We start from the raw sequence: 21,875 nt of genomic DNA, 5'->3' as shown, positions 1-21,875 counted from the left end.
GCTTAAATTGACATTTTCCCGAATCGTGATATATTAACATAGTACTTTAGTACGTAAAAGCGTTCATTAACAGAAGAACTTTTAATTTTACTGAAATTAACATTTTATTAAAATAGCGAAAGAAAGGCATGAATAAAATGGAAAAGACTCATCAAGATTTAAAAAAGGGTTTATTGCCTAGGCATGTCCAATTTATTGCTTTAGCCGGAATGATAGGGACAGGGATTTTTAAGGGGAGTTCAGATACATTAAATATGGCAGGTCCAAGTGTCGTGATAGCCTATTTAATAGGGGGACTTTTGTTATTTATTGTAATGGCGGCACTAGGAGAGATGGCTACCGCTTTTCCTAATTTGAATGTACAGCATCTCATAAATAAAGCTTTTGGGTTTCAACTATCCTTCATTGTCGGATGGCTCTATTGGTTTAACTGGATTATCGTGATCATTGTAGAAATAGTCGCAGCCGGGAGCTTTCTACAATATTGGTTTCCTTCAATACCATTATGGCTGTTAAGTATACTTTGCGCTGCAGTAATAATAGGAATAAATTTGTTTCAAGTAAAATACTATGGTGAACTCGAGTTTTGGTTTGCAGGTATAAAAATAATAACTTTAATTGCTTTTATTATTTTGGGAGCTTTGATCATGTTAGGACTTTTTCCTAGTTCGGCTTCTTTTTCTAATTACACGGAGCATGGGGGCTTTTTCCCCAATGGAATTGACGGAATGTTAAGTGCACTTTTGGTTGTAATGTTTTCATATGGGGGTGCAGAATTAATAGGTGTAGCAGTCACGGAAACAAAAGATAGTCAGCGAGTCATACCAAAAATCATTAAAGGAACTGTATGGCGGGTGATTCTTTTTTATGTCTTCCCAATTTTTATTATTTGCGGGGTTATACCTTGGAACCAAGTAAGCACTGAAGTAAGTCCTTTCGTACAGGTTTTCAGCTTATCAGGACTTCCCGGAGCAGCTGATATTATGAATTTCGTCCTTTTAACAGCTGTCTTATCAGCTGCAAATTCAGGGATATACGCTACCTCAAGGACACTGTTTACTCTTTCCCAGAACGGCGAAGCCCCTAAGGCATTTTTAAGGACAACTAAAAAGGGAATCCCGCTTAATGGTATATTTTTAACTACATTATGTATATTGGCTGGTGTGTTTTTATCCTATTTGACACCTGATCTGATATTAAGCTACCTTATGGCCATCCCTGGCTTCACAGTTTTATTATTATGGATCAGTATTTGTTCCGCACAATTGAAGCTGCGTAAACAATACAAAGGCAAACCAGGTTTCCGGGTAAAATGGTACCCATATCCAACCATATTAGCTATCACAGCCTTGAGCATCATCTTTTTAGCATTCATTTTTAATAAGCAAAACATAATCGGGACCACTGTATGTCTTGTAACTTTGGGAATATTTATACTTCTCTCTTTTATTGTCAAACAAAAAAAATAGAAATATTATAAAATCCCTGAATTTTAATATCTGGGATTTCAGACTGTAGGCAAACTCGATGAAATCGAGTTTGCCTACAGTTTTTTTAAAGTTTGTACAATTTGGACGTTGATTGGAACTACAGGCACTCGCTTTCCGCGGGCTAGACGAGACCCCGCAGGCGCTTGCTTTGATGCGGCTTGGTAGACAGTCGGCGGAAAGGGAGCGGATTTCTGAAATCAACTGGAATTTTATCTATTGCCCTAATAAGACCTTTTGTCCTTTAAGCAACTAAAGTTAAGGATGGAAATAAACTTGGTTAAAAATACTCCCTATGCTCCATTTTCAACATACATATGTTAAAATAACCAATGAACCAATCATCCTACAAATTCGAGGTGTGAATATTGACCATATCTAAAACAAATCGCTTATCACTTGTAGAGCAAGTGGTTTCCCAAATTGAATCCTTAATCCAATCAGGCGAATGGCAAATTGGAAAGCAGATTCCACCTGAAATGGATTTGATTCAACAGTTCGATGTAAGCAGAAATACATTAAGAGAAGCTGTACGATCACTTGTTTATGCTGGTCTTTTAGTAACGAAACAAGGAAAGGGGACATTTGTAAGGTCATCAAGTACCTTGGGGGCTGCATTTCAAAGAAGGATTCAGCAGTCAAGTTTATTGGAAACATTAGAGGTCCGTCATGCCCTTGAAAGAGAGGGAGCCCAGTTAGCGGCATTAAGACGGAACCAAGAAGATATAGAACGATTGCGGTTTTATATAAATGCATGCAGTGAAGCTGCTGAAGCAAAGGATATCAAGGCTTACGAAGAAGCGGATATACAGTTACATAAATCGATTATGGGTTCATCACATAATGATTTATTGATTGATTTATACGAACATATGGATGACTCCCTGCATGATTCCATCCATCAGATAGTCGAGATGAGTTCTGATGCGAACCTACATTTGAACATTCATTGTAACCTAGTAGATGCCATCATCGAACAAGATGTGAACCGGGCAATCGAAACAGTGAATGAATACATTGCACAATTCAAGAAATCTTTAGAGTAAGTAAGGAGGAGATTATGGGCATTCATCAAGTGGCAAATCAACTAGAACAAACCAAAATGGATATTAAACCCAGATTTGGACTACTCATCATGGGGATCATTCTCCTTGGGGCCAATCTAAGGGCTCCCTTAACATCGGTTGGCCCCCTTGTCACTTCGATCCGTGATAATTTGGGGATATCCAATACACTATCAGGTTCATTAACGACATTACCTTTGCTTTCTTTCGCATTACTATCACCATTTGCACCTAGGATAGCACGGCGTTTTGGAATGGAGCTCACCCTTTTCCTATCTTTGATATTATTAACGATCGGGATTGGGATACGCTCCGTTGGCGGAGTGCAGACATTGTTCATAGGGACCATTTTAATCGGGTTAGCCATCGCAATCGGCAATGTATTGTTACCCAGTCTGATTAAACATAACTTTGCCAGGAATATCGGTTTGATGACAGGGACTTATGCAGTGTCCATGAATTTATGTGGCGCAATAGGTTCCGGGATCAGCATTCCCATTGCTTCTTCATCAGGATTGGGATGGGCTGGTGCCCTTGGATGTTGGGGGATTTTATCTATTATTACAATTTTCTTTTGGATGCCGCAATTAAGACGGCCATTCAAGTCAGGTAAAGATGTACAAACGGCTCAAAAGTTTAAAAAGATTAACTTATGGCGTTCTGGTTTAGCCTGGCAGATCACTTTTTTCATGGGATTGCAATCTTTTATCTTCTATACAGTCATTACCTGGATGCCGGAAATCCTGGAGCAAAAAGGCCTTAACGCTGATGAAGCTGGTTGGATGCTATCCATCATGCAGCTTGCAGTCATTCCTATAACATTCATTGTGCCAATTTTAGCTGGCCGCTTACAAAGTCAGCGTCTGTTAGTGGTCCCACCTGTCATCTTCCTTATTACAGGGATATTCGGCATATTGTACGGCAGCACTCTATTCATCCCAGTATGCATGATATTGATCGGGATTGGAGTCGGTACCATATTCAGTTTATCCATGATGTTCTTTAGTCTTCGAACACAAAATACCCATGAAGCTACAGAATTATCAGGAATGGCTCAATCATTCGGGTACCTCTTATCTGCCATTGGACCAATATTATTCGGATTGCTTCATGACGTTACACACAGCTGGACAATTCCCTTATTAATGTTGGTAGTAATATCTGCACTTATATTTATTGTTGGAATGCGTGCAGGGAAAAATGAATATGTTACAACTCAATAAATTTTGTTAAAACAACCTTAAAAAAAGAGAACTGTCACACATTATTTGAACATCATAAAAAGTTCCTAAAGGAAATGGCCCAGGTATTGTACCTGGGCCATTTCCTTTAGCAGCCACTGATAGCCGCGGTGGTTTAAACTCTTTCCTCCGTTACAGCATTGCACTACAGGTTAATGATTTGCTGTCAAATCGTTAAAGAGACACAATCTTTCAACGGACACCCAGTATTTTGATCCAAAATTACAATTGTGGATGACCTTAGCAAATATGTTGGAAATATCACTAACCCTTTTCGGTCCGAATATTTAATTAAAGAAGGAATGCAGCCTATAGTTGAGCTTATTTTACCATTTAACATCATTTCAAAATTCAAGCTGGGAAGTAGGGAAATGTTTTGGATTCGTTCACTTTCTGATCTCAGATATCGCTTCCGTGATAAAGGTATCAAAAGGGTATCCATTCGTGTTTTAAAATTTTGAAAATAAGAGAATGATCTGTGGTTTAAATTGGGAAGTGAATGTTTGGCATTTTCGCTTTGGTCATTTGGTGCTCCCTTATCTATTGTAAATGATATCAACCCTTAAACTTCTGTCAGATAAGTAATGCTTTTCACCTTCCCCTTTGGAGAAAAAAGAATGACCAAGGCTTAATGACGAGGTAGTTTATTAGCTGCATATTACTGTTTAGGGGTAAAAGGACATAGTGATGAAATTAAATGTTGAAGACTAACCTCAATCAATATCTTCTTCAAATGGATATAAGATATTAGGGTTTAAACCATACCTATCAATAAAATTCTTTCGAGTGAACATCTTGATTTCTTTTAATTCTGAAGGAGTTGGAAATGAAGAAACTTTATAAACAGGAATGTGCTCAATATTAATTAACTGCCCTAAATCCGTGGTTATTAAAATATCAAAACCATTTTTTCTGAAAAGTGAATCTATATCGGAAAAATCCATTACATAAATATTAAGCTGGTTTCCAAAATGATGTTTTAATACCTCACGAATATAATCTTTCTCTACATATGAACGACAAATTAATGCTGTCTCTATAACCATCTGGTTTTTTTTTCTTAAGATTGAAGCTTGGACCAGCATGAATATTTCTAATATTTCTATATTTTCAAAAGAAATAGTAAATTCTTCCGAGATATATTTTGCTATTTCTTCAATAATTCCGAATAACGGGTTTTTTTCAAAATAAGGAACGAATTGTAAAATATTATTTATTCTAGTATCTGTTTTTAATTGAAAATCAAAGGAGATCCCACGAAGAGTTTGCGCAAATTCATACATGAAAATATCGTCCTGAGAAACATCCAACCCAATTTTTTTAGATAAATTACTTAGAAATTGACTTAAAGGCTTACCGCTATCCGAATTAAGTTTGGAACGAATGTACCGAAGCTCTTGGGTACGGTTTAAAGACATTTCTTCGCTCATTAGATATAAAGAAAGAAATAAAATTTCTCGAATCTGTTTCTCCCTATTTGGACATTTTTCCATGAACTTGAAAAGTTTCTTTGATATTTCAAATGCTTTGGATGTTTCATTTTCATCAATTACCACTTTTGGGAATGTCACAAAACTATTATGTGTTATGCGAATGTTAGAAATATGAAGGATTATCGCTAGTCTTTGTATTGCACCCATATGCAAAGAAGTTGAATGTTCCTTCAATAGCTCCAATAGAGTGTCTTGAAACTCCTTAAGATTAAAAGATGTAATAAAGTCATTTAAATTGCCCGACATATACTCTACATACTGCATGATGAATCGCCTAACCTTTTTTTCATCCCCAACAATTTTAAAAGGACTATTCGATAATTGAACTTCGGCACTTTTTAATACTTCTTCTATTTTCTCTAACTGGCGGTACACTGTGGAGCGACTAATATGTACTTTTTGAGTAATGTATTTTATCGTTACTCCATTGTTAAAAAGAATCAATTCCAAGGTTTGAAAATAGGTATTTTCGCTTTTAAGATGAAACCAAAGTTCCTCCAAGGTGCCGTTTTTAGGTTTCAATAATCTTACGCCCTGAACTTCATTCTTTTCAATTTTCCATTGAGGTGGAAGATTGGAACTCATATGTAATATATCCCGCCATAAAGTGCTTTTCGAATAACCTGTTTTTTTTGATAGTTCGTTTAAACTACACCAGTTATCCTCATAAAATAAATGATACAGCAGTTTTGAATAACGGTCATTAAATCGATTCATACAATCACCTTTAACTTTATTGATTTTCATATATTCTTATTATAACTATCGATACATACGATTGAGTATTAATACCTAATTTTCATAAATCCCACACACATTTTCAAAATAACAGAAAACACACACTACTTACTACCTAAATTTATCACAACTTTATTCCAGCGTCGTTTCATATACGGTACAGGAAAATCAATTTTTGAAACTTATCCGAGCTTGGACTCCCATATAGGTATCAGTAAAACACTCTTTCCAGTAGATAACCTGCTCGAAAATTGACTCACTTTTAGATATTTTTGAGCAACAGCATGACCATCGAAAACTATCCCAAGCTTTGTACAGTTAAGGAATTAGAAAGGTAATGATAATATCCTATTACGAATAGTGATTATATATAATTGGGATTAGTAATAAAATTCCAAACTAGCAATGAAGCATTTCATTTTAGAAACCATCCATTTTGCAACATCCGTATGTTCTTGACAAAAAAAACCATCCTTCTTTTATCGAGGATTTGTAGAGAGACACTATTAAAAGAAATGCATTTCCTCCTGGTGGAAAAGTTAAAAATTCACGGGAGTCTTCTATTTTGGGGAGGAAGAACACGAATGCCAAGTTAAATACATTCCCAAAAAGATTTAATATAATATCGATAGATGTATTGTCTTTTTATGACCTTATAGTTGATGCGGTAAGTCATAACATAGGAATAAGTCTAATTAAAGCGGTAAATAGATAATAAACAAAGGAAAGAAAAAGACTGTGGAGAGTTTCTCGACAGCCTGACCAACATCCGGAGTGGTGTGTCAATTTTTATTCTATTTTAGAAACAATAAAATAAAATACAACCCTTACTCATCGATAGTCATAATGGGGCACTTTTTGTGAATTCTCTGCATAATGAGGGTTTGTCTTCTTCAAATGAGATATATGTGCCAATTCGAATTTCCCATGCTTACAATCAAGTGAAAGAAGCTCGACTTTTAAATCATTTCTATAGATGTAAATAATTTTATATTCACTTGATTTATAAATCACTTTATCACCGATCTTCATAAGCACGCTCATTTCTATTATAGATTTAAACAGGCTTCCAAAAATGAAACCTTTTTTCGGAAGGAAAAGGTAATATCAGGTACTATTTATCCAGAATCTTCATTATTGAAAACGATGGTATGAAGCTCTATGGCTTTTATATTTTCAACTAGTCTTTTTCTTGTTTTTTCAATCTCTCTGCAATTCAAACCATTTCGCCTATGTTTATTGGATAAACAAACTAACTTGTCGATATCTTGATAAATCTGTTTAAAGGTAATTCTCATATTTTGTTTGGCCTCCTTTTTCATTGTAAGGAAGTTTAAATACTATTAAAGCGGACTTAGTTTATATCAATGTAAAATGTATGTCACGGTCCTCTAATGATTTGACTCGTATGACACGACGAAAAATTCATCGAGCTATTTTGGACGGTTCAATTACTTCCTTTACGATTTTCACAACCCGCTCTTGATCTTCTAATGTCATGCCGGAACCGGATGGTAAACATAGACCTTGTTCAAATAACATAGTTGAAATGCTTTTATCGCCGCTTTCTGAAAAAAATGCTGCATCTTTAAAGATGGGTTGTAAATGTAATGGTTTCCAGACAGGCCTTGATTCAATATTTCTTGCTTCTAACGCATTAATCACATCACTGTAGCGTACTCCAGTAATTTTGTCGTCTATTGTTAAAGCCGTCATCCAGCGATTCCCCATCGTATCTTTTAACTCGGGCATGAAGGTGATGCCTGCTATGTTTGCCAACGACTTTTTATACCGAGCAAAGATTTCTCTCCGTGCTTTTACACGCTCATCCAATACATCCAATTGGGCACGGCCAATTCCAGCTAGAATGTTACTTAAACGATAGTTATATCCAATTGCGCTATGCTGGTAATGAATGGCTGGGTCACGTGCTTGAGTAGATAGATAGAGAGCTTTATGCAAAAAATCTTCGTTATTTGAAACAAGCATGCCCCCACCAGAAGTTGAAATGATTTTATTTCCGTTCAACGAATAAATCCCTATGTCACCAAACGCTCCTGTTTGCTTCCCCTTATACGTACTACCAAGGGATTCTGCAGCATCCTCTATCAAAGCAACTTTATATTTCCTGCAAATGCTCTTGATCTCATCCAGCTTTGCACTCTGACCAAATAGATGCACTAAAATGACAGCCTTTGGAATTTCCCGTTTTTTCCTAGCGTCTTCAAAAGCCATTTCCAATGCTTTAGGAGACATATTCCAAGTATCTGATTCAGAATCAATAAAGACAGGCTTCGCCCCTTGATATACGATAGGATTTGCACTGGCTATAAAAGTTAATGAAGAACAGAATACGGTATCACCACTGGTGACTCCCAATACTTGCAATGCCAAATGAATAGCTGCTGTCCCTGAACTTACTGCCAATGCCCCTTTAGTGCCTGCATATTTGGCAAATCCTTCTTCCAAAGCATTTACGTTCGGTCCTAGAGGCGCAATCCAATTTGTCTCGAACGCTTGGCTAATGTACATTTGTTCATTCCCACTCATATGAGGAGGCGAAAGATACAATCTTTTATACTCCATCCCACACACTCCTTATTTTATTATCCTTGCTGGGGACCCAACAGCGGTAGATGCATGAGGAATGTCTTTAATAACGGTCGATCCGGCCCCAATCGTACACCATACACCTATCGTGATGTTTGGTATAACGGTAGATCCAGCCCCTATCAAGGTTCCAGTTCCGATCATGACAGCTCCAGTCAGGGTTGCACTAGGAGCTATATGGATAAAGTCATTAAGCTGAGTATCGTGCTCAATGACAGAAGACGTATTAACGATGACGTGATTCCCCACTCTCGCGTCCGCGTTCAAGACGACATTCGGCATAATGACTGTTCCTTTTCCTATCGATACATTTTCACCCACTACAGCAGTGGGGTGAATGACTGTCTCATAATCCATTACATCTAAATTCAGCTTGTTTACGATTTTTAACCTTAAATCATTCCTGCCTATCGCAATAATTACTTTACATTCAAAATGGATAAACAAGCTTTTAAAGCATAAGATGGGGCCAAGATATATATTTCCCTTTTTTTTCAGCACTTCGTATTGATCATCCAAAATAGCCATGAGCCGATACTCACCCGTTGCTTCAATAATATCTTGCACAACTTTTGAGTGCCCGCCTGCACCGATTATTACGATTTTCTTCAATTTAAATCACTTCTCACTCATCTAATTTAGTGTTTCTTTAAGATAAATATCTACAGGAGTTAGAGGTTTACTGGTGTTCCCTCCAAGTTCAAAACATTTGAGTTATATTGGTAAATGGTCAATGATCTTCATTCATCCTACTATCCAACAAATTTTCGGGTTGTCACATGCCCTTCTTGGGTAATGGCTTCTTGTTTACATACCTTAATCAAGGTAAGATATATGATCTTCATATCCAGTAAAAAGGATTGATTTTCTACGTACCAGACATCAAGCTCAAACTTTTTCTCCCACGAGATTGTATTGCGTCCATTCACTTGTGCCCAACCTGTCATTCCTGGACGGACATCATGCCTCCTTGCTTGTTCGGCAGTGTATAATGGGAGATATTCCATTAATAACGGCCGTGGACCTACAAAACTCACATCGCCTTTGATAACATTAATCAACTGTGGCAATTCATCTAAACTTAATTTTCTAAGCAATTTCCCAAAATCGGTTAATCTCTTCTCATCAGGAACCAAATCCCCTTTTTCATCTTTTTCATCTGTCATCGTTCTAAACTTGTACAGATAAAATGATTTCCCATTAAGGCCTGGGCGCTCCTGCTTAAAAATGACAGGGGAACCTAATTTCAAACGGATGAGGATGACGATAAACAGCATAAGAAGTGAACTGGATATGAGCGCCAGACAAGATATCAATAATTCAAAAGCCCGTTTCATTTTTTCCTCCTAAATCATCATTGTGGATCGTTACAAGTAAACAAAGGAAATCTCAGATAGCTTTACAGCATTTAATTGCTACTCTTATCGCATTTCCAATCGTTTTTTCTATTATTCTTCATTATTTTTCATTTCTCTTCACTTCTATTACATTCTTTGGATAACAAGGTTGCTAGAATGTAAACAACCGCCTTACCTTCTCTAGTAATTGCTAATCATCGGGATATCAGTCATTGTCACGGAACGGGAATTTTGTTATTCGTCCTATAATTTGCTAAATTCAACACTCTTTCTTTTAACGTTTCTTCGCTCAAGACATCGTATGTTGTGATAATATCCTTTATTGCATTCCAATTTACCACTCTTGGTTTTCCAATATGGATTTTTGGATAGATCTGATTTAAATAAACTTCATCTTCCCCAAGTAGTTCTTCGTATAATTTTTCACCTTGCCGAATTCCAGTATAGGTAATCCCAATGTCTTCAACATTGTAACCTGACAATTGGATGAGCTTTTTTGCAAAATCGACAATTTTGACAGGTTCACCCATATCAAGTACAAATACCTCTCCGCCTTTGGCCAGGACCCCTGCCTGAATGACTAATCTAGAAGCTTCGGGAATGGTCATGAAATAGCGAATCATGTCCGGATGAGTAATTGTCAAAGGTCCCCCTTTTTTTATTTGTTTTTTGAAGAGTGGGATGACGCTGCCATTACTGCCAAGGACATTTCCAAATCGGACCGTTACAAATTTAGTATGACTCGACAAACTCTTATGCTGGATCATCATCTCGGCTAAACATTTAGAGGCGCCCATTATACTGGTTGGATTTACGGCTTTATCCGACGAAACCATGACAAAAATATTCACCATGCCAGCCTCCGATGCCTCTGCAACATTCATCGTGCCTATGATGTTATTTTTCACCGCTTCTTTAGGGTTGGACTCCATAAGTGGCACATGTTTATGAGCGGCTGCATGATAGACGATGTTAGGACGATGATGGTCGATGACCTGAAACATCCTCCTGCGATCCTGAATATCTGCAATTTCAGTCACAATCTCAATGGTATCTGCATAAGCCTCAAGCAATTCCAACTCAATCGAGTAAATGCTGTTTTCACCATGTCCAAGCAATACAATTTTAGCTGGATTATATTTCATGATTTGACGACAGATTTCTGATCCAATTGAACCGCCCGCACCTGTTACTAAAATAGTACTATCAACAATCTTTTCCGAAATACCTTTATCATCAAGTTGAACGGGTGAGCGCCCCAATAAGTCCTCCATCTGGATATCTTGCAATTCATTAATTGGAACCTTACCTTGAACAATCGCTTCAAGGCTAGGGACAATTTGAGTCTTTACACAAGTTTTATTGCATTCTGCAAAAATGGAATTTATTTCATCCCTTTTCAAAGAAGGAATCGCAATGACGATATGCTCAATCTTATATTCCTCAACCACTTGAGAAATATGTTTTGTTACTGCTACTACTGGTATGTTAAAGATTTCTAAACTTAGCTTCGTTTTATCATCATCAACGAATGCAACTGGGACTAATTCTATATTGCTGGATTTTAACAACTGACTAGTTATCATCGTCCCAGCAGATCCGGCTCCAACGATCAACGTTCTTTTTTTATTCGGTGATTGCTTAATGTATCGATCAAAATAAACCCTCCATGCCAAACGTGAGCACCCAATCATGGCCATATAAAGGATCCATGTAATGAAAAGTTCTCTTATATATAGAAAATTGGTAAAGTACAGCTGAAAGAAGGTAGTAATGGTAATAGCAAATGCAGTCACTTTGAATATATTGAACATTTCTCTGATACTGGCGTATTCCCAAGCCTTTTTATACTGTTTCAAATAAGCAGTAAAGAAATAATGACACACAAGCAAAATAAGCGTACTATTCAGTGCAAAAGCCGGTATTTCATCATATGGATGTAATAACCAATAACTTGAAAATACAGCGATCACAACAATCATGGCGTCCAGTATGACTAATGTGAAAAGCCGGTTATAATATGTCAAATCTACTTCTCCTCATATAAATATTTTTAATCAAACAAGAGTTCCTTAACTTTCATCCCGTACAAAACATTCTCGGCATTTTCATTAAAGGCATTCACTACTTCTTTTCCAAAATTCTTTTCAATCATCCTTTGTGCTTCCCTGATTTGAAAACCTCTGTTTCCAACATTATGAGCATCTGAAGCAATAAAATGAGTAAGACCTGAGTGAACTAAAAATTTGGAAAATCTTTTTGTTCTCCATCCGAATTTACCTGTGATGCTCCCTGCTGTTATTTGTGAATACGCCCCCTTCCAAATTAGCTCTTTTAGAAGTTGCGGATTTTTTATTATTTCCAAATTCCGCTCTGGATGAGCAATGATCGGTGTCATTCTTTTCATTTGAAGATCATAGATTAATCGTTCCGTATATCTTGGCACATGGTTTGAAGGCAGTTCGAGAAGGATGTACTGCGAACCATTCAAGCCCATGATTTTATTATTATCATAATCATCCATAAGTTCATCGGATATCCTGATTTCCTGCCCAGGCCATACTTTTAGCGGGATTTCCAGATCATCAAGTACTCGGTTTATTTTTCTAGTTTCCTCCGACACTTTTTCTTTATCATTTTCATATATCCCCCTATTATAATGAGGGGTTGCAATGATATTGGTGATTCCTTGTTCTACAGCTTTTCTCGCCATTTCTATACTTTCCTGGATATTTCCAGCCCCATCATCGATATCGGGTAAAATGTGACTATGAATATCAATCATTGGTATCCCCTCTTTGGCCAACTACGAATGTTAAATCAAATTCCAAACTGCTTATTTTATTTACCATAGTAGTAGTATTCGTCAGGATGTTTTTGTTTTTTCTTATTTAAGATTGCGCCTAAAAGCTTTGCATTTGCATTTTCAAGTAATTCCTTCGCTTTTTTTGCTTGCTGTATTTCAGTACTTCCGCTGCTAACCACTAAAACGACTCCATCTGTCATATTCGCTAGTATTTGAGCATCTGTAACAGCATTAACAGGCGGCGTATCCAGAATAACCAAATCATAATTCATCTTTACTTCATCCAACAATGTCACCATTCCGTTTGACCCAAGCAATTCCGATGGGTTAGGAGGAATGGGTCCACTTGTCAACACATCTAAATTCGGGTAAATGGAAGGTTGTACAGCATCATGTAATTTGTTTTGCTTTGATATGACATTCGTTAACCCCAGGTAGTTCTCCATGTTAAAGTTAGTATGAACACTGGGCTTTCTCAAATCCGCATCTATGATGAGGATACGTTTCCCTTGCTGTGCAAAAACTGCTGCGACATTAATTGAAGTGGTTGATTTTCCTTCACCTGCGTTTGCTGAGGTGAAAATCATGGATCTTATGTCTTTTTCCACAGCGGAAAATTGAAGATTCGTTCGGATCGTCCTATATTGCTCCACAACCGGAGATTTCGATTTCAACATAGAAATACTGCTCCTTTTCTTACTCTCCGTCATTTTATGCCGTTCATTGCGTGTCAAGCTTTTCACCTCTTGAGGTTGTGATTATAAATCTACTTTTTTCGTTTTTTTTTATTTTCCATTAAATTAACGATGCCTAGCATCGGCATCTTTAAATGATCTTCAATATCAGATTCAACCTTGATTGTATTGTCTAAAAATTCGATCAATAATGTAAGAACTAAACTTATTACCAACCCTGCAAAACATGCGAAGATCATGTTCGTGATCGGATTCGGTTTTATAGGTGAGGAATTATCTCCTATAGTTGCATTTGATAAGACATTGACATTATCCACATTCATTAGCGCTTTTATTTCATCTTGGAAGATGTCCGTAATTGCACTGGCGACATTTACAGCAAGTTTAGGGTCCGTGCTTTCAACTTTAATGGTAAATATTTGGGAATTACCCTTACTGACGATTTCGATTTGTTCCGATAACGCTGTATTTGAAATGTCAAGATTCAGTCGATTTTTTACTTTTTCCAACATCATTGGACTTTTGATGATCTCTCCGTAAGTCTCAATCAATTGAATATTGGTTTGAATCTCACCTATATTGTAAAGTTCTGTACTTTCCTTGGATTGATTGACCAAGATTTGTGTAGAAGCTTGGTAAACAGGTGAAAGAATAAAAAAGCTTACGATACCCGTTATTGCCGTAATAAGGGTTGTGATGATAAAAATGAGTGCCATGCGCTTTTTTACCATTTGAAAAATATCGTTTATATTGAGTGTCCCACTCATTCAATCAACTCCAATCCATCTTTAAACCTTTTTCGTTTGTTCACATATTTGTTTTTGATGCCTATAATTTTGCAACCTTATCGGACAGCAGACCATTTTCCTCCATCACATTTTTGGAATCGAATATTAATGACGCATTATCATGGACACTTTTCCAGTCAAAACAATTGTGTGGTGTTCCAATGACAACAATATCGGCTCTTTGAAGAATGGCAGCATCGTATTTTGCCACCGGTTGAATTTGATCATTGATCCGGATTTCCTTTGCATAGGGTTCGATGACAGTTAGATTCTGGACTTTATTTTGTAACCTTTCTAGTAAGCGAACGACCGGGCTTTCCCTTAAATCACCAATATCACTTTTATAAGAAGCACCTAAAACCACAACATGTGAGTGTTTCATAAGCTTGTCTTTGGCTGCAAGCAGCTCAAGTATGCGGTTATATGAATAGTGAACCATCCCGTCATTAATATCCCCTGCCAGTTCAATCATTTTTGTTCGTTGACCATGTTCTTTTGCTTTATAGAGCAAGTAGTAGGGATCGACCGGTATACAATGTCCCCCTACACCAATACCTGGGGTAAATTTCATGAACCCGTATGGTTTCGAGGAAGCTGCATTGATCGTGTCCCATACATCAATTTCCAATTCTTTGCACAAAACTGTCAATTCATTGACCAAAGCCATGTTAATCCACCGGAATGTGTTTTCAAAGATTTTGCTTAATTCTGCAACGCGGATCCCTTTAACACAATGTGCGTTCTTTCCGATAAACATGCATGCTAATTCTGTACAGTTTTCCGTTATCCCCCCGACAACCTTTGGGGTGTTGCTTAAGTTGAATTTCTTATTTCCTGGATCAATTCTTTCAGGCGAATAAGCTACAAAAAGGTTATCCCCAATCACATATCCTCTATCTGTTAATGGTGTACAGATATATTCTTCTGTCGTTCCTGGATACGTTGTACTTTCTAAAATAACCATTGTTCCTTCCTTCACATGTTCAGCTATAACTTGTCCTACATCTTTCACATACGAGATATCAGGTTCTTTCAAATTATTGACAGGGGTCGGGACACAAATCAAAAGAACATCCATCTCTCCAACCTGTTTCATATCCGTTGTCGCAGTAAATCGCTTTTGGTTTATCAATTCGCTAAGCTCGTCATTATCTACATCATTGATATAATTAATTCCGCTATTTAAACTTTCCACTTTTGACTCGGAGACATCGAATCCAGTCACCTTATATCCTTCAGCTGCATAATGACAAGCTGTTGGAAGACCAACATACCCCAATCCAATCACTCCGACTTTAGCCGTCTTGTTCTTTAATTCTCTCCGCAGATTAGATTTGTGCGAGTATTGAGCATTATATATTTGTTGTTTTCTTTCATGAGTTATCGCAGTTATCATGATTCAACTCCTCCATTTCATTTATAACTTAACGATTTATTAAAACTAACACGCTATAATGTCAATTCACGAACCAAACCATTACACCGAATAAACTGGCAAACTTCTAATATTAAAGATATAAGTAAGCAAAACCGACCAGGTACAACCAATTTATGATACACATACTAGAAATTCTTGAACATCCGTTTTGTAAGCTTCGTTTCCCATTATATTTTTCGTTAGCATTAATAAATTATCATATTTACTTTTAATCCTAGTTCCAGATTTCGAATGAATCGTTCTGTTTTTGATTCATCTACCCTTTATAACCTGGATAACCATGTTTTTTTCATGATATATAAACTTACACCAACAGCTGGGTTATGCGTAAAGATTAAGAGTAGCCTGCCCTTTGCCAACACGCATTTTTAGCTGAGTATATTTCTAATTTAGGCCGGACCCTCCCCAAAAAATGAAAATATATTAACAAGCAAGCAGATAGGAAAAGATCAAAAACTTTCACTACTCCATTCTCTTGATCGTTTAAGGAAATACAAAAACCCCCGATGAATTGGCCTTTATCACGGTGCCATTACTCGGGGGATTTCAAACACTTTAGCCAGGCTTATAATAACACTGCCTACTTTTTAGAGGCATCAGCTGTCATGTCACTTGGTTAATGATCCATTCCTGCTTATCTTTAGTGTCAGTATTTTCATACTGCACCTTAAACGGCCCCTTACCTTCTATTACATAGTACCCATTTCCTTTAACACTTTTTCCAGGTGATAATTGTGTCCCCAAATTATCTCCTGGATAGATACTTAGTTTTTTATTTTCTTTATTCCATACCGACATTTCAAAAACGTCTACAAATCGTTCTTCTGCCGTTTTATTAGTTGCCTTCAGCTGTATCTGTAAAACTTCTTTTCCTTTTTGATCTGGATGTTCAAGCTTCAAAGCCTTTTCAATCCGAATGTTTACGCCAGATATGGCTTTCTCTTGTCCTGTTTCGTCCTTAGTGGAAGAGTTCGTTTGCTTTTGCTGTTCATCCTGAACAACCTTTTCTCCTGACGTACAGCCCGTCAAAAATATAGTTAAAGTTAATATACAGATCCAAATACTGCTGAAGCTACTCTTTAATATCATAATGTCACCCCTTAATAAATATATAAATCCTTTTTAAAGAGAGATTCTTCAGTATCTTTTCTCTATATTTCTCACTCTCTCATACACAAAATTGGATCCTTATTTATTTGTAACGAAAAAAATACTCATAAAACTTTAAAAAGCTTTTGAAACATGTAAGAAGGACCCACTTCCTATAGGAGAGGCCTTCTTACATCATTCTCACAATGATTATTTGACGATCGTTTTTACTACGTCTCCTCCAACTACTAGTGGACCATAATCAACTTCTATGACATCTCCTGCTTTTAGCCTCCGGTTTGCTCCATTTTCATCGATGATAAATCGGCTGTAAATTTGGTAACTTCCATCCGAATTAATGTAACCTGCCCCGGTTTGAGTTAGGGAAACTGTTCTCTGAGGCATTCCATTCACTAACAAACGGAGACTTAGAGTTCCTTCAGGTGCTTTGCCAGTAACATAATCCGCATTAGGAGCCACTGCATTTACCTGTAGTTTTTCAACTTCCTTGACTACCGTAGTATGAGCTTGTAATTTCGATGGAGTCCGCATACCGTAGTCAACCGTTACGACATCGCCTACTTGTAGGGTTTTATTATTTCCCTTCTCGTCCACTCCTACGTACTTACTGTATATACTGAATGTTCCATCTTCATTGATAGGTGCCGTACGTAGAGCTTCGCCATTTACCAGTAAGCGTACGATCGTTGCCCCTTCAGGTGCAGTTCCTGTTATAACCTCTGCATTTTGGTACACAGTATTGAGCTTAACAGGTTCACTCGGCATAAACTGTACCACCTTAACAGATGAACTCCCGCTGATATTTCCTGCCGCGTCTGTAAGGGTGACTGTTATTATCGTATTAACGGGTTGATTTGGAATAGCAACCTTGAATTTCCCGTCTGCACCTACAACCCCAGTATATTTCTTGGAATTAATGGTGACAGTCACATTTGCTTCAGGTTCACCGCTTCCTGTTACTTCTTTACTGTTTGTTGTAACTTCATTTAGTTTCGGTGCATTCGGAGCCGTTATATCTTTATCCAATAAATCTTCAGCTTTGTTCAGTAAATCTTGCAGACGGTCTTTTTCTGCACCTTCTGGAAGCTTATTCACCGCCTCTTGGGCTTCATCAACCGCTCCTTGATCGGTACTTCCTTCCAATGTATCGAACTTATCGTCCGTGAACAGATTCTCCACTTTGTCCTTTGCATCCGCTAAGTCTTTTTCTGCTTGTTCTTTTTTGTTCAATAAATCTTGCGCTTTGTCCACCAAATCTTGTAAGCGATCTTTTTCCGGACCTTCCGGTAATTTGTTGACCGTGTCTTGGGCTTCATCAACCGCTCCTTGATCGGTACTTCCTTTCAATGTGTCGAACTTATCGTCCGTGAACAAATCTTCCACTTTGTTCTTCGCATCGTTTAGGTCTTTTTCTGCTTGCTCTTTTTTGTTCAATAAATCTTGCGCTTTGTCCACCAAATCTTGCAGACGGTCTTTTTCCGTACCTTCTGGAAGCTTATTAACCGCTTCTTGAGCTTCGTCAATCGCTCCTTGATTCGTCGTGTCTTTCAATGTGTTGAATTTATCATCTGTGAACAGATCTTCGACTTTGTTCTTTGCATCGGATAGGTCCTTTTCTGCTTGTTCTTTCTTATTCAATAGATCTTGGGCTTTGTTCAGTAAATCTTCCAGACGGTCTTTTTCAGATCCGGCTGGTAATTTGCGGACCGCTTCTTTTGCTTCATCTATCGCTCCTTGATCCGTCGTTCCTTTCAATGTGTCGAACTTATCATCCGTGAACAGGTCTTCCACTTTGTTCTTCGCATCGGTTAGGTCTTTTTCTGCTTGTTCCTTTTTATTCAATAAATCTTTCGCATTGTTCAGTAAATCTTGCAGACGGTCTTTTTCTGCACCTTCTGGAAGCTTATTAACCGCTTCTTGGGCTTCATCAATCGCCGCTTGATTCGTGGTTTCTTTCAATGTGTCGAACTTATCGTCCGTGAACAGATCTTCCACTTTGTTCTTCGCATCGGTTAGTTCTTTTTCTGCTTGTTCTTTTTTGTTCAATAAATCTTTCGCATTGTTCAGTAAATCTTGCAGACGGTCTTTTTCTGCACCTTCTGGAAGCTTATTAACCGCTTCTTGGGCTTCGTCAATCGCCGCTTGATTTGTCGTTTCTTTCAATGTGTCGAACTTATCGTCCGTGTACAGATCTTCCGCTTTTTTCTTCGCATCGGCTAGGTCTTTTTCTGCTTGCCCAGCTTCATTTTTTCCTAATTCGATCTTTTTTGTTTTAGCAAGGTCAATAATGAAATTCGTTGGGTTACCACTAATTGATTCCGCTACGCCATAGCGATATATAGCTTTCCATGTAAGATTTCCACCTGATTTTCCCATATAACTATTTGTAGGATTTTCTGTCGCACTCGTCCAAAGATTCACCATACCCGTATTCATACTCATCGTAAGGGATGTACTTAAATTATTTATTGCTTGTTTTTTTACTGAGGACAATAAAACATTCTCTGGATTAGTAAAATCAATGGTGGATAGTTTATTTTCCACTTGCAAAGCATGACCATCTTCTGTAGTTACATGCAGTTTCGCTTGATTATTGATCTTGGCTGTCCCATAAACCGAGATCACTGGGTATGAATCCGTACCAGATCTATTTATCTGTACATCTGCACCGTCATCCACGTTAAATGACTTAAACTTTCCATTGACGGTAACTCCTTTTGCCCCATCAAACTTTACCTTTGCATTATTTCCAATGGAAAAACCTCCATCGCCACCTGTTGCATAAAATATTCCATAACCACTTTGAAGTGTTTTAATGTCTACATTCGCATTTGGAGCAATCTTAAATTGTGGTTCTGCTGTAATCGACCAAATAAGAGCATAGCCATTATTATGGCTTATATGAGTTTCACCATCAATCTCTACACTTCCAGTTTCCGCCATCTCCTGGGCAGGTGCTGATCCTGGCATTGTATGATCATTAATATAAATGTCGTTAACTCCTTTAAAAATTGCATTCCCGAAACGGTTCCAGATTAATTGTGGTCCACTGTAATTTACATTTTCGAATATTTGCTCTACATTTTGTGTTCCATCATGTATAGTAATGAAACCATAATAGTTCTTTCCTTTAATATCCAAGTTCTTTACATGGACACTTCTTAGTTTATTACCATTGGCATAGATACCATCTGCGGCTCCTAACGCTCCTCCTGTTTCCGATAGTGTATGATTATTTCCTTCAATCACGATTTCCGTTTTTGCCGGGTGAATTTTAATCGCTCCGCTTATGTCTATATCTCTACCTAGATGAATCGTCGATATTCCGTTATCTGCCTCTAAAGCAACCTTTAACTCTTGAAAATTGTTGACGACTGTTTCGTTTGCTGTCATTTTTGTAACGGCTTTACTCGGTGATTGTGTTTCAGTTGTTTGTGTACGCGCTTCTTGAGTTTTCACCTCGGATGCTTGTGCATTCGAAATATCCTTATTCTTTGGTGTGGATAGTTCTTCCGCAAATCCTACACTTGGTATTAATAGAGAACTTGCTAATAGAAATGATGTTGTCATAACGTTAATAGGTTTTAACATTTTATTTTTCTTCATAAATTGAACGTTCCTCCTAAATAAATTTTTATTACAAGATTAATATTACTTTTTTTCGACAAGTAGCTCGTTCCAATAATGATTCATAAAAAATCATTTTAGGGACCATATTAGAGCATTAAACGTCAATTTTAATGTAATTATTTTCATTTATGTTGATGAGTGTTAAACAGAATAAGTAATATACAAATGATCCTGCATAAAAAAAGCACACCTTCCTATCCACTCCACCGTTTAAACACTATAAAATTCAAAGTTTCTTTTAGGGGTTTCAATCATTATGGTTACATAACTAAAAATGTGATAAGAAAAACCATTGGTTCCCTCTTATCACATTTTCCTTCGAAAGGATTTATCCTATTTGGTTATTATTTTCATTCCCTGAAGAGTTTCTTCTATTTTAATCTGTAGCTCATTTTCATAACGCCCGTCGCCATTACGTGAACATTTATATCCATAGCAGTATACAATCCAGCGCATAAGTGGCGACTCGGTATCGCGCATAGACCTTCCCCGGTAATCCTCATACATACACCTTTACTTTTATTCATCCTTTTTTTCTATGGGCACTTTTAAGAAAGGATAGTGACGTTATTAAAATGAGGGTGATTTTCAGCGTATTTATTTCTTGTTCATTTAATAATAGGTACATCAAAAATAAGACTAAAAAGGCTTGAATAAAATAGATCTTATATTTCAATAGGGTGGACCAAGTTTGTGACACCCATAATAAAAAAAAGTTAAATTGCTTCGACATCATCTTTCTCCTTTATCATGATGTTGATTTTATCTAGATTTATATTCTGGCATCATTATATACAAATAGGTGAGTGTCGCTATTTCATAAAGTAAAAATATTCGTTCAGAAAAGAAATGAGATCATTTTTCATAAATGGAATCTTACTGTGTTTGATTTAATAGATTTTGAAAATGCTGGTGAGAGCGGCTAATTATTCTTTTCCCACAGAAGCACTAAGTTTTAAATGAAATGGCATGGGGATATAAAAAGGAAGAGAGGGAATCGCAAATAAAGTCTAATAGCTTCTGGGGAACAAACCACCTAATATTCAATCTGCATGTATTAAAAGGAGCAAAAAAATATTATAAATTCAGGAGAAATTAAAACAGCCTGCCCCTTGCAACAAAGGGAACAGGCTGCCTGAGTGTTTATCCATGGCACAATATTATGGATACACTCAGAGAATTGGGCCTTCTTTTTACAATGGGGGTTTGGGGAAGTGGCCCTCACTGCTATTTCATTTTATAATATTCACAAAATCATATCGTTTCAAAAATGAAATGAGATAAATCATTTTTTATATTATTCATCCTGTAAGATATGATCATGGCAGGTGAAGAAGGATAGGAACGAAGTATCATGAACGAAATTTTCACCAGACCCCGCCATCCACCTCCACTAAAGGGAAAGCGCAGCACCCCT

The 21,875-nt window shown here is 37.1% G+C and carries 15 protein-coding genes; 3 read left to right on the top strand and 12 right to left on the bottom strand.

The features are described 5' to 3' along the window. The first annotated feature begins 137 nt into the window (after window positions 1–137). From QUF78_RS05495 to QUF78_RS05485, 3 genes are all read left to right on the top strand, one after another. Window positions 138–1,469 carry an amino acid permease gene (locus QUF78_RS05495; RefSeq protein WP_289327237.1) on the top strand — a complete coding sequence of 444 codons (1,332 nt, stop codon included), beginning with the start codon at window positions 138–140 and terminating at the stop codon, window positions 1,467–1,469. A gap of 386 nt (window positions 1,470–1,855) precedes the next feature. After that, window positions 1,856–2,533, top strand: coding sequence for a FadR/GntR family transcriptional regulator (locus tag QUF78_RS05490; RefSeq protein ID WP_289323882.1), 678 nt, complete (start codon window positions 1,856–1,858; stop codon window positions 2,531–2,533). 14 nt (window positions 2,534–2,547) lie between these two features. Next, window positions 2,548–3,774, top strand: a complete 1,227-nt coding sequence (locus tag QUF78_RS05485) for a CynX/NimT family MFS transporter (protein WP_483313829.1) — start codon at window positions 2,548–2,550, stop codon at window positions 3,772–3,774. Window positions 3,775–4,505: 731 nt separating this feature from the next. Here QUF78_RS05485 and QUF78_RS05480 read toward each other — a convergent pair. The 12 genes from QUF78_RS05480 to QUF78_RS05425 form a co-directional block, all read right to left on the bottom strand. Next, window positions 4,506–6,032 carry a BglG family transcription antiterminator gene (locus QUF78_RS05480; protein WP_289323881.1) on the bottom strand — a complete coding sequence of 509 codons (1,527 nt, stop codon included), beginning with the start codon at window positions 6,030–6,032 and terminating at the stop codon, window positions 4,506–4,508. Between the two features lie 822 nt (window positions 6,033–6,854). Beyond that, entirely contained in the window at window positions 6,855–7,067 is a 213-nt protein-coding gene (locus tag QUF78_RS05475; RefSeq protein WP_289323880.1) for a hypothetical protein, read from the bottom strand. 381 nt (window positions 7,068–7,448) lie between these two features. Beyond that, window positions 7,449–8,609 (bottom strand): DegT/DnrJ/EryC1/StrS family aminotransferase, encoded by a 1,161-nt coding sequence (locus tag QUF78_RS05470; protein WP_289323879.1) that lies wholly within the window; start codon window positions 8,607–8,609, stop codon window positions 7,449–7,451. A 12-nt stretch (window positions 8,610–8,621) separates the two neighbouring features. Continuing rightward, window positions 8,622–9,245: an acetyltransferase gene (locus QUF78_RS05465; protein ID WP_289323878.1), complete on the bottom strand. Its 624-nt coding sequence runs from the start codon at window positions 9,243–9,245 to the stop codon at window positions 8,622–8,624. Between the two features lie 140 nt (window positions 9,246–9,385). After that, the gene (locus tag QUF78_RS05460) at window positions 9,386–9,970 is read right to left on the bottom strand and encodes a sugar transferase (protein WP_289323877.1); all 585 of its coding nucleotides are present in this window, start codon (window positions 9,968–9,970) and stop codon (window positions 9,386–9,388) included. 236 nt (window positions 9,971–10,206) lie between these two features. Further along, window positions 10,207–12,018 (bottom strand): polysaccharide biosynthesis protein, encoded by a 1,812-nt coding sequence (locus QUF78_RS05455; protein WP_289323876.1) that lies wholly within the window; start codon window positions 12,016–12,018, stop codon window positions 10,207–10,209. Window positions 12,019–12,044: 26 nt separating this feature from the next. After that, complete coding sequence (locus QUF78_RS05450; protein ID WP_289323875.1) at window positions 12,045–12,776, bottom strand: tyrosine-protein phosphatase; 732 nt, start codon at window positions 12,774–12,776, stop codon at window positions 12,045–12,047. Window positions 12,777–12,832: 56 nt separating this feature from the next. Next, window positions 12,833–13,474: a CpsD/CapB family tyrosine-protein kinase gene (locus tag QUF78_RS05445; protein ID WP_289323874.1), complete on the bottom strand. Its 642-nt coding sequence runs from the start codon at window positions 13,472–13,474 to the stop codon at window positions 12,833–12,835. Window positions 13,475–13,563: 89 nt separating this feature from the next. After that, window positions 13,564–14,259 carry a YveK family protein gene (locus QUF78_RS05440; RefSeq protein ID WP_289323873.1) on the bottom strand — a complete coding sequence of 232 codons (696 nt, stop codon included), beginning with the start codon at window positions 14,257–14,259 and terminating at the stop codon, window positions 13,564–13,566. 61 nt (window positions 14,260–14,320) lie between these two features. Then, window positions 14,321–15,676 (bottom strand): nucleotide sugar dehydrogenase, encoded by a 1,356-nt coding sequence (locus QUF78_RS05435; RefSeq protein ID WP_289323872.1) that lies wholly within the window; start codon window positions 15,674–15,676, stop codon window positions 14,321–14,323. 645 nt (window positions 15,677–16,321) lie between these two features. Then, complete coding sequence (locus QUF78_RS05430) at window positions 16,322–16,807, bottom strand: DUF4352 domain-containing protein (protein WP_289323871.1); 486 nt, start codon at window positions 16,805–16,807, stop codon at window positions 16,322–16,324. Between the two features lie 210 nt (window positions 16,808–17,017). After that, complete coding sequence (locus QUF78_RS05425) at window positions 17,018–20,434, bottom strand: toxin Cry1Ac domain D-VI-related protein (RefSeq protein ID WP_289323870.1); 3,417 nt, start codon at window positions 20,432–20,434, stop codon at window positions 17,018–17,020. Window positions 20,435–21,875: the final 1,441 nt, after the last annotated feature.

It is taken from the genome of Peribacillus sp. ACCC06369, from assembly GCF_030348945.1.
GTDB lineage: Bacteria > Bacillota > Bacilli > Bacillales > DSM-1321 > Peribacillus.
Note: the sequence above shows the minus strand (reverse complement) of the source record. Positions and strands in the feature narration are given on the sequence as shown.

Excerpts from the sequence above, each read along its gene's own strand:
- QUF78_RS05495 (WP_289327237.1), top strand. The coding sequence starts at position 138 with ATGGAAAAGACTCATCAAGATTTAAAAAAGGGTTTATTGCCTAGGCAT.
- QUF78_RS05485 (WP_483313829.1), top strand. The coding sequence starts at position 2,548 with ATGGGCATTCATCAAGTGGCAAATCAACTAGAACAAACCAAAATGGAT.
- QUF78_RS05480 (WP_289323881.1), bottom strand. The coding sequence starts at position 6,032 with ATGAAAATCAATAAAGTTAAAGGTGATTGTATGAATCGATTTAATGAC.
- QUF78_RS05475 (WP_289323880.1), bottom strand. The coding sequence starts at position 7,067 with ATGAGCGTGCTTATGAAGATCGGTGATAAAGTGATTTATAAATCAAGT.
- QUF78_RS05470 (WP_289323879.1), bottom strand. The coding sequence starts at position 8,609 with ATGGAGTATAAAAGATTGTATCTTTCGCCTCCTCATATGAGTGGGAAT.
- QUF78_RS05460 (WP_289323877.1), bottom strand. The coding sequence starts at position 9,970 with ATGAAACGGGCTTTTGAATTATTGATATCTTGTCTGGCGCTCATATCC.
- QUF78_RS05450 (WP_289323875.1), bottom strand. The coding sequence starts at position 12,776 with ATGATTGATATTCATAGTCACATTTTACCCGATATCGATGATGGGGCT.
- QUF78_RS05445 (WP_289323874.1), bottom strand. The coding sequence starts at position 13,474 with ATGTTGAAATCGAAATCTCCGGTTGTGGAGCAATATAGGACGATCCGA.
- QUF78_RS05440 (WP_289323873.1), bottom strand. The coding sequence starts at position 14,259 with ATGAGTGGGACACTCAATATAAACGATATTTTTCAAATGGTAAAAAAG.
- QUF78_RS05435 (WP_289323872.1), bottom strand. The coding sequence starts at position 15,676 with ATGATAACTGCGATAACTCATGAAAGAAAACAACAAATATATAATGCT.
- QUF78_RS05430 (WP_289323871.1), bottom strand. The coding sequence starts at position 16,807 with ATGATATTAAAGAGTAGCTTCAGCAGTATTTGGATCTGTATATTAACT.
- QUF78_RS05425 (WP_289323870.1), bottom strand. The coding sequence starts at position 20,434 with ATGAAGAAAAATAAAATGTTAAAACCTATTAACGTTATGACAACATCA.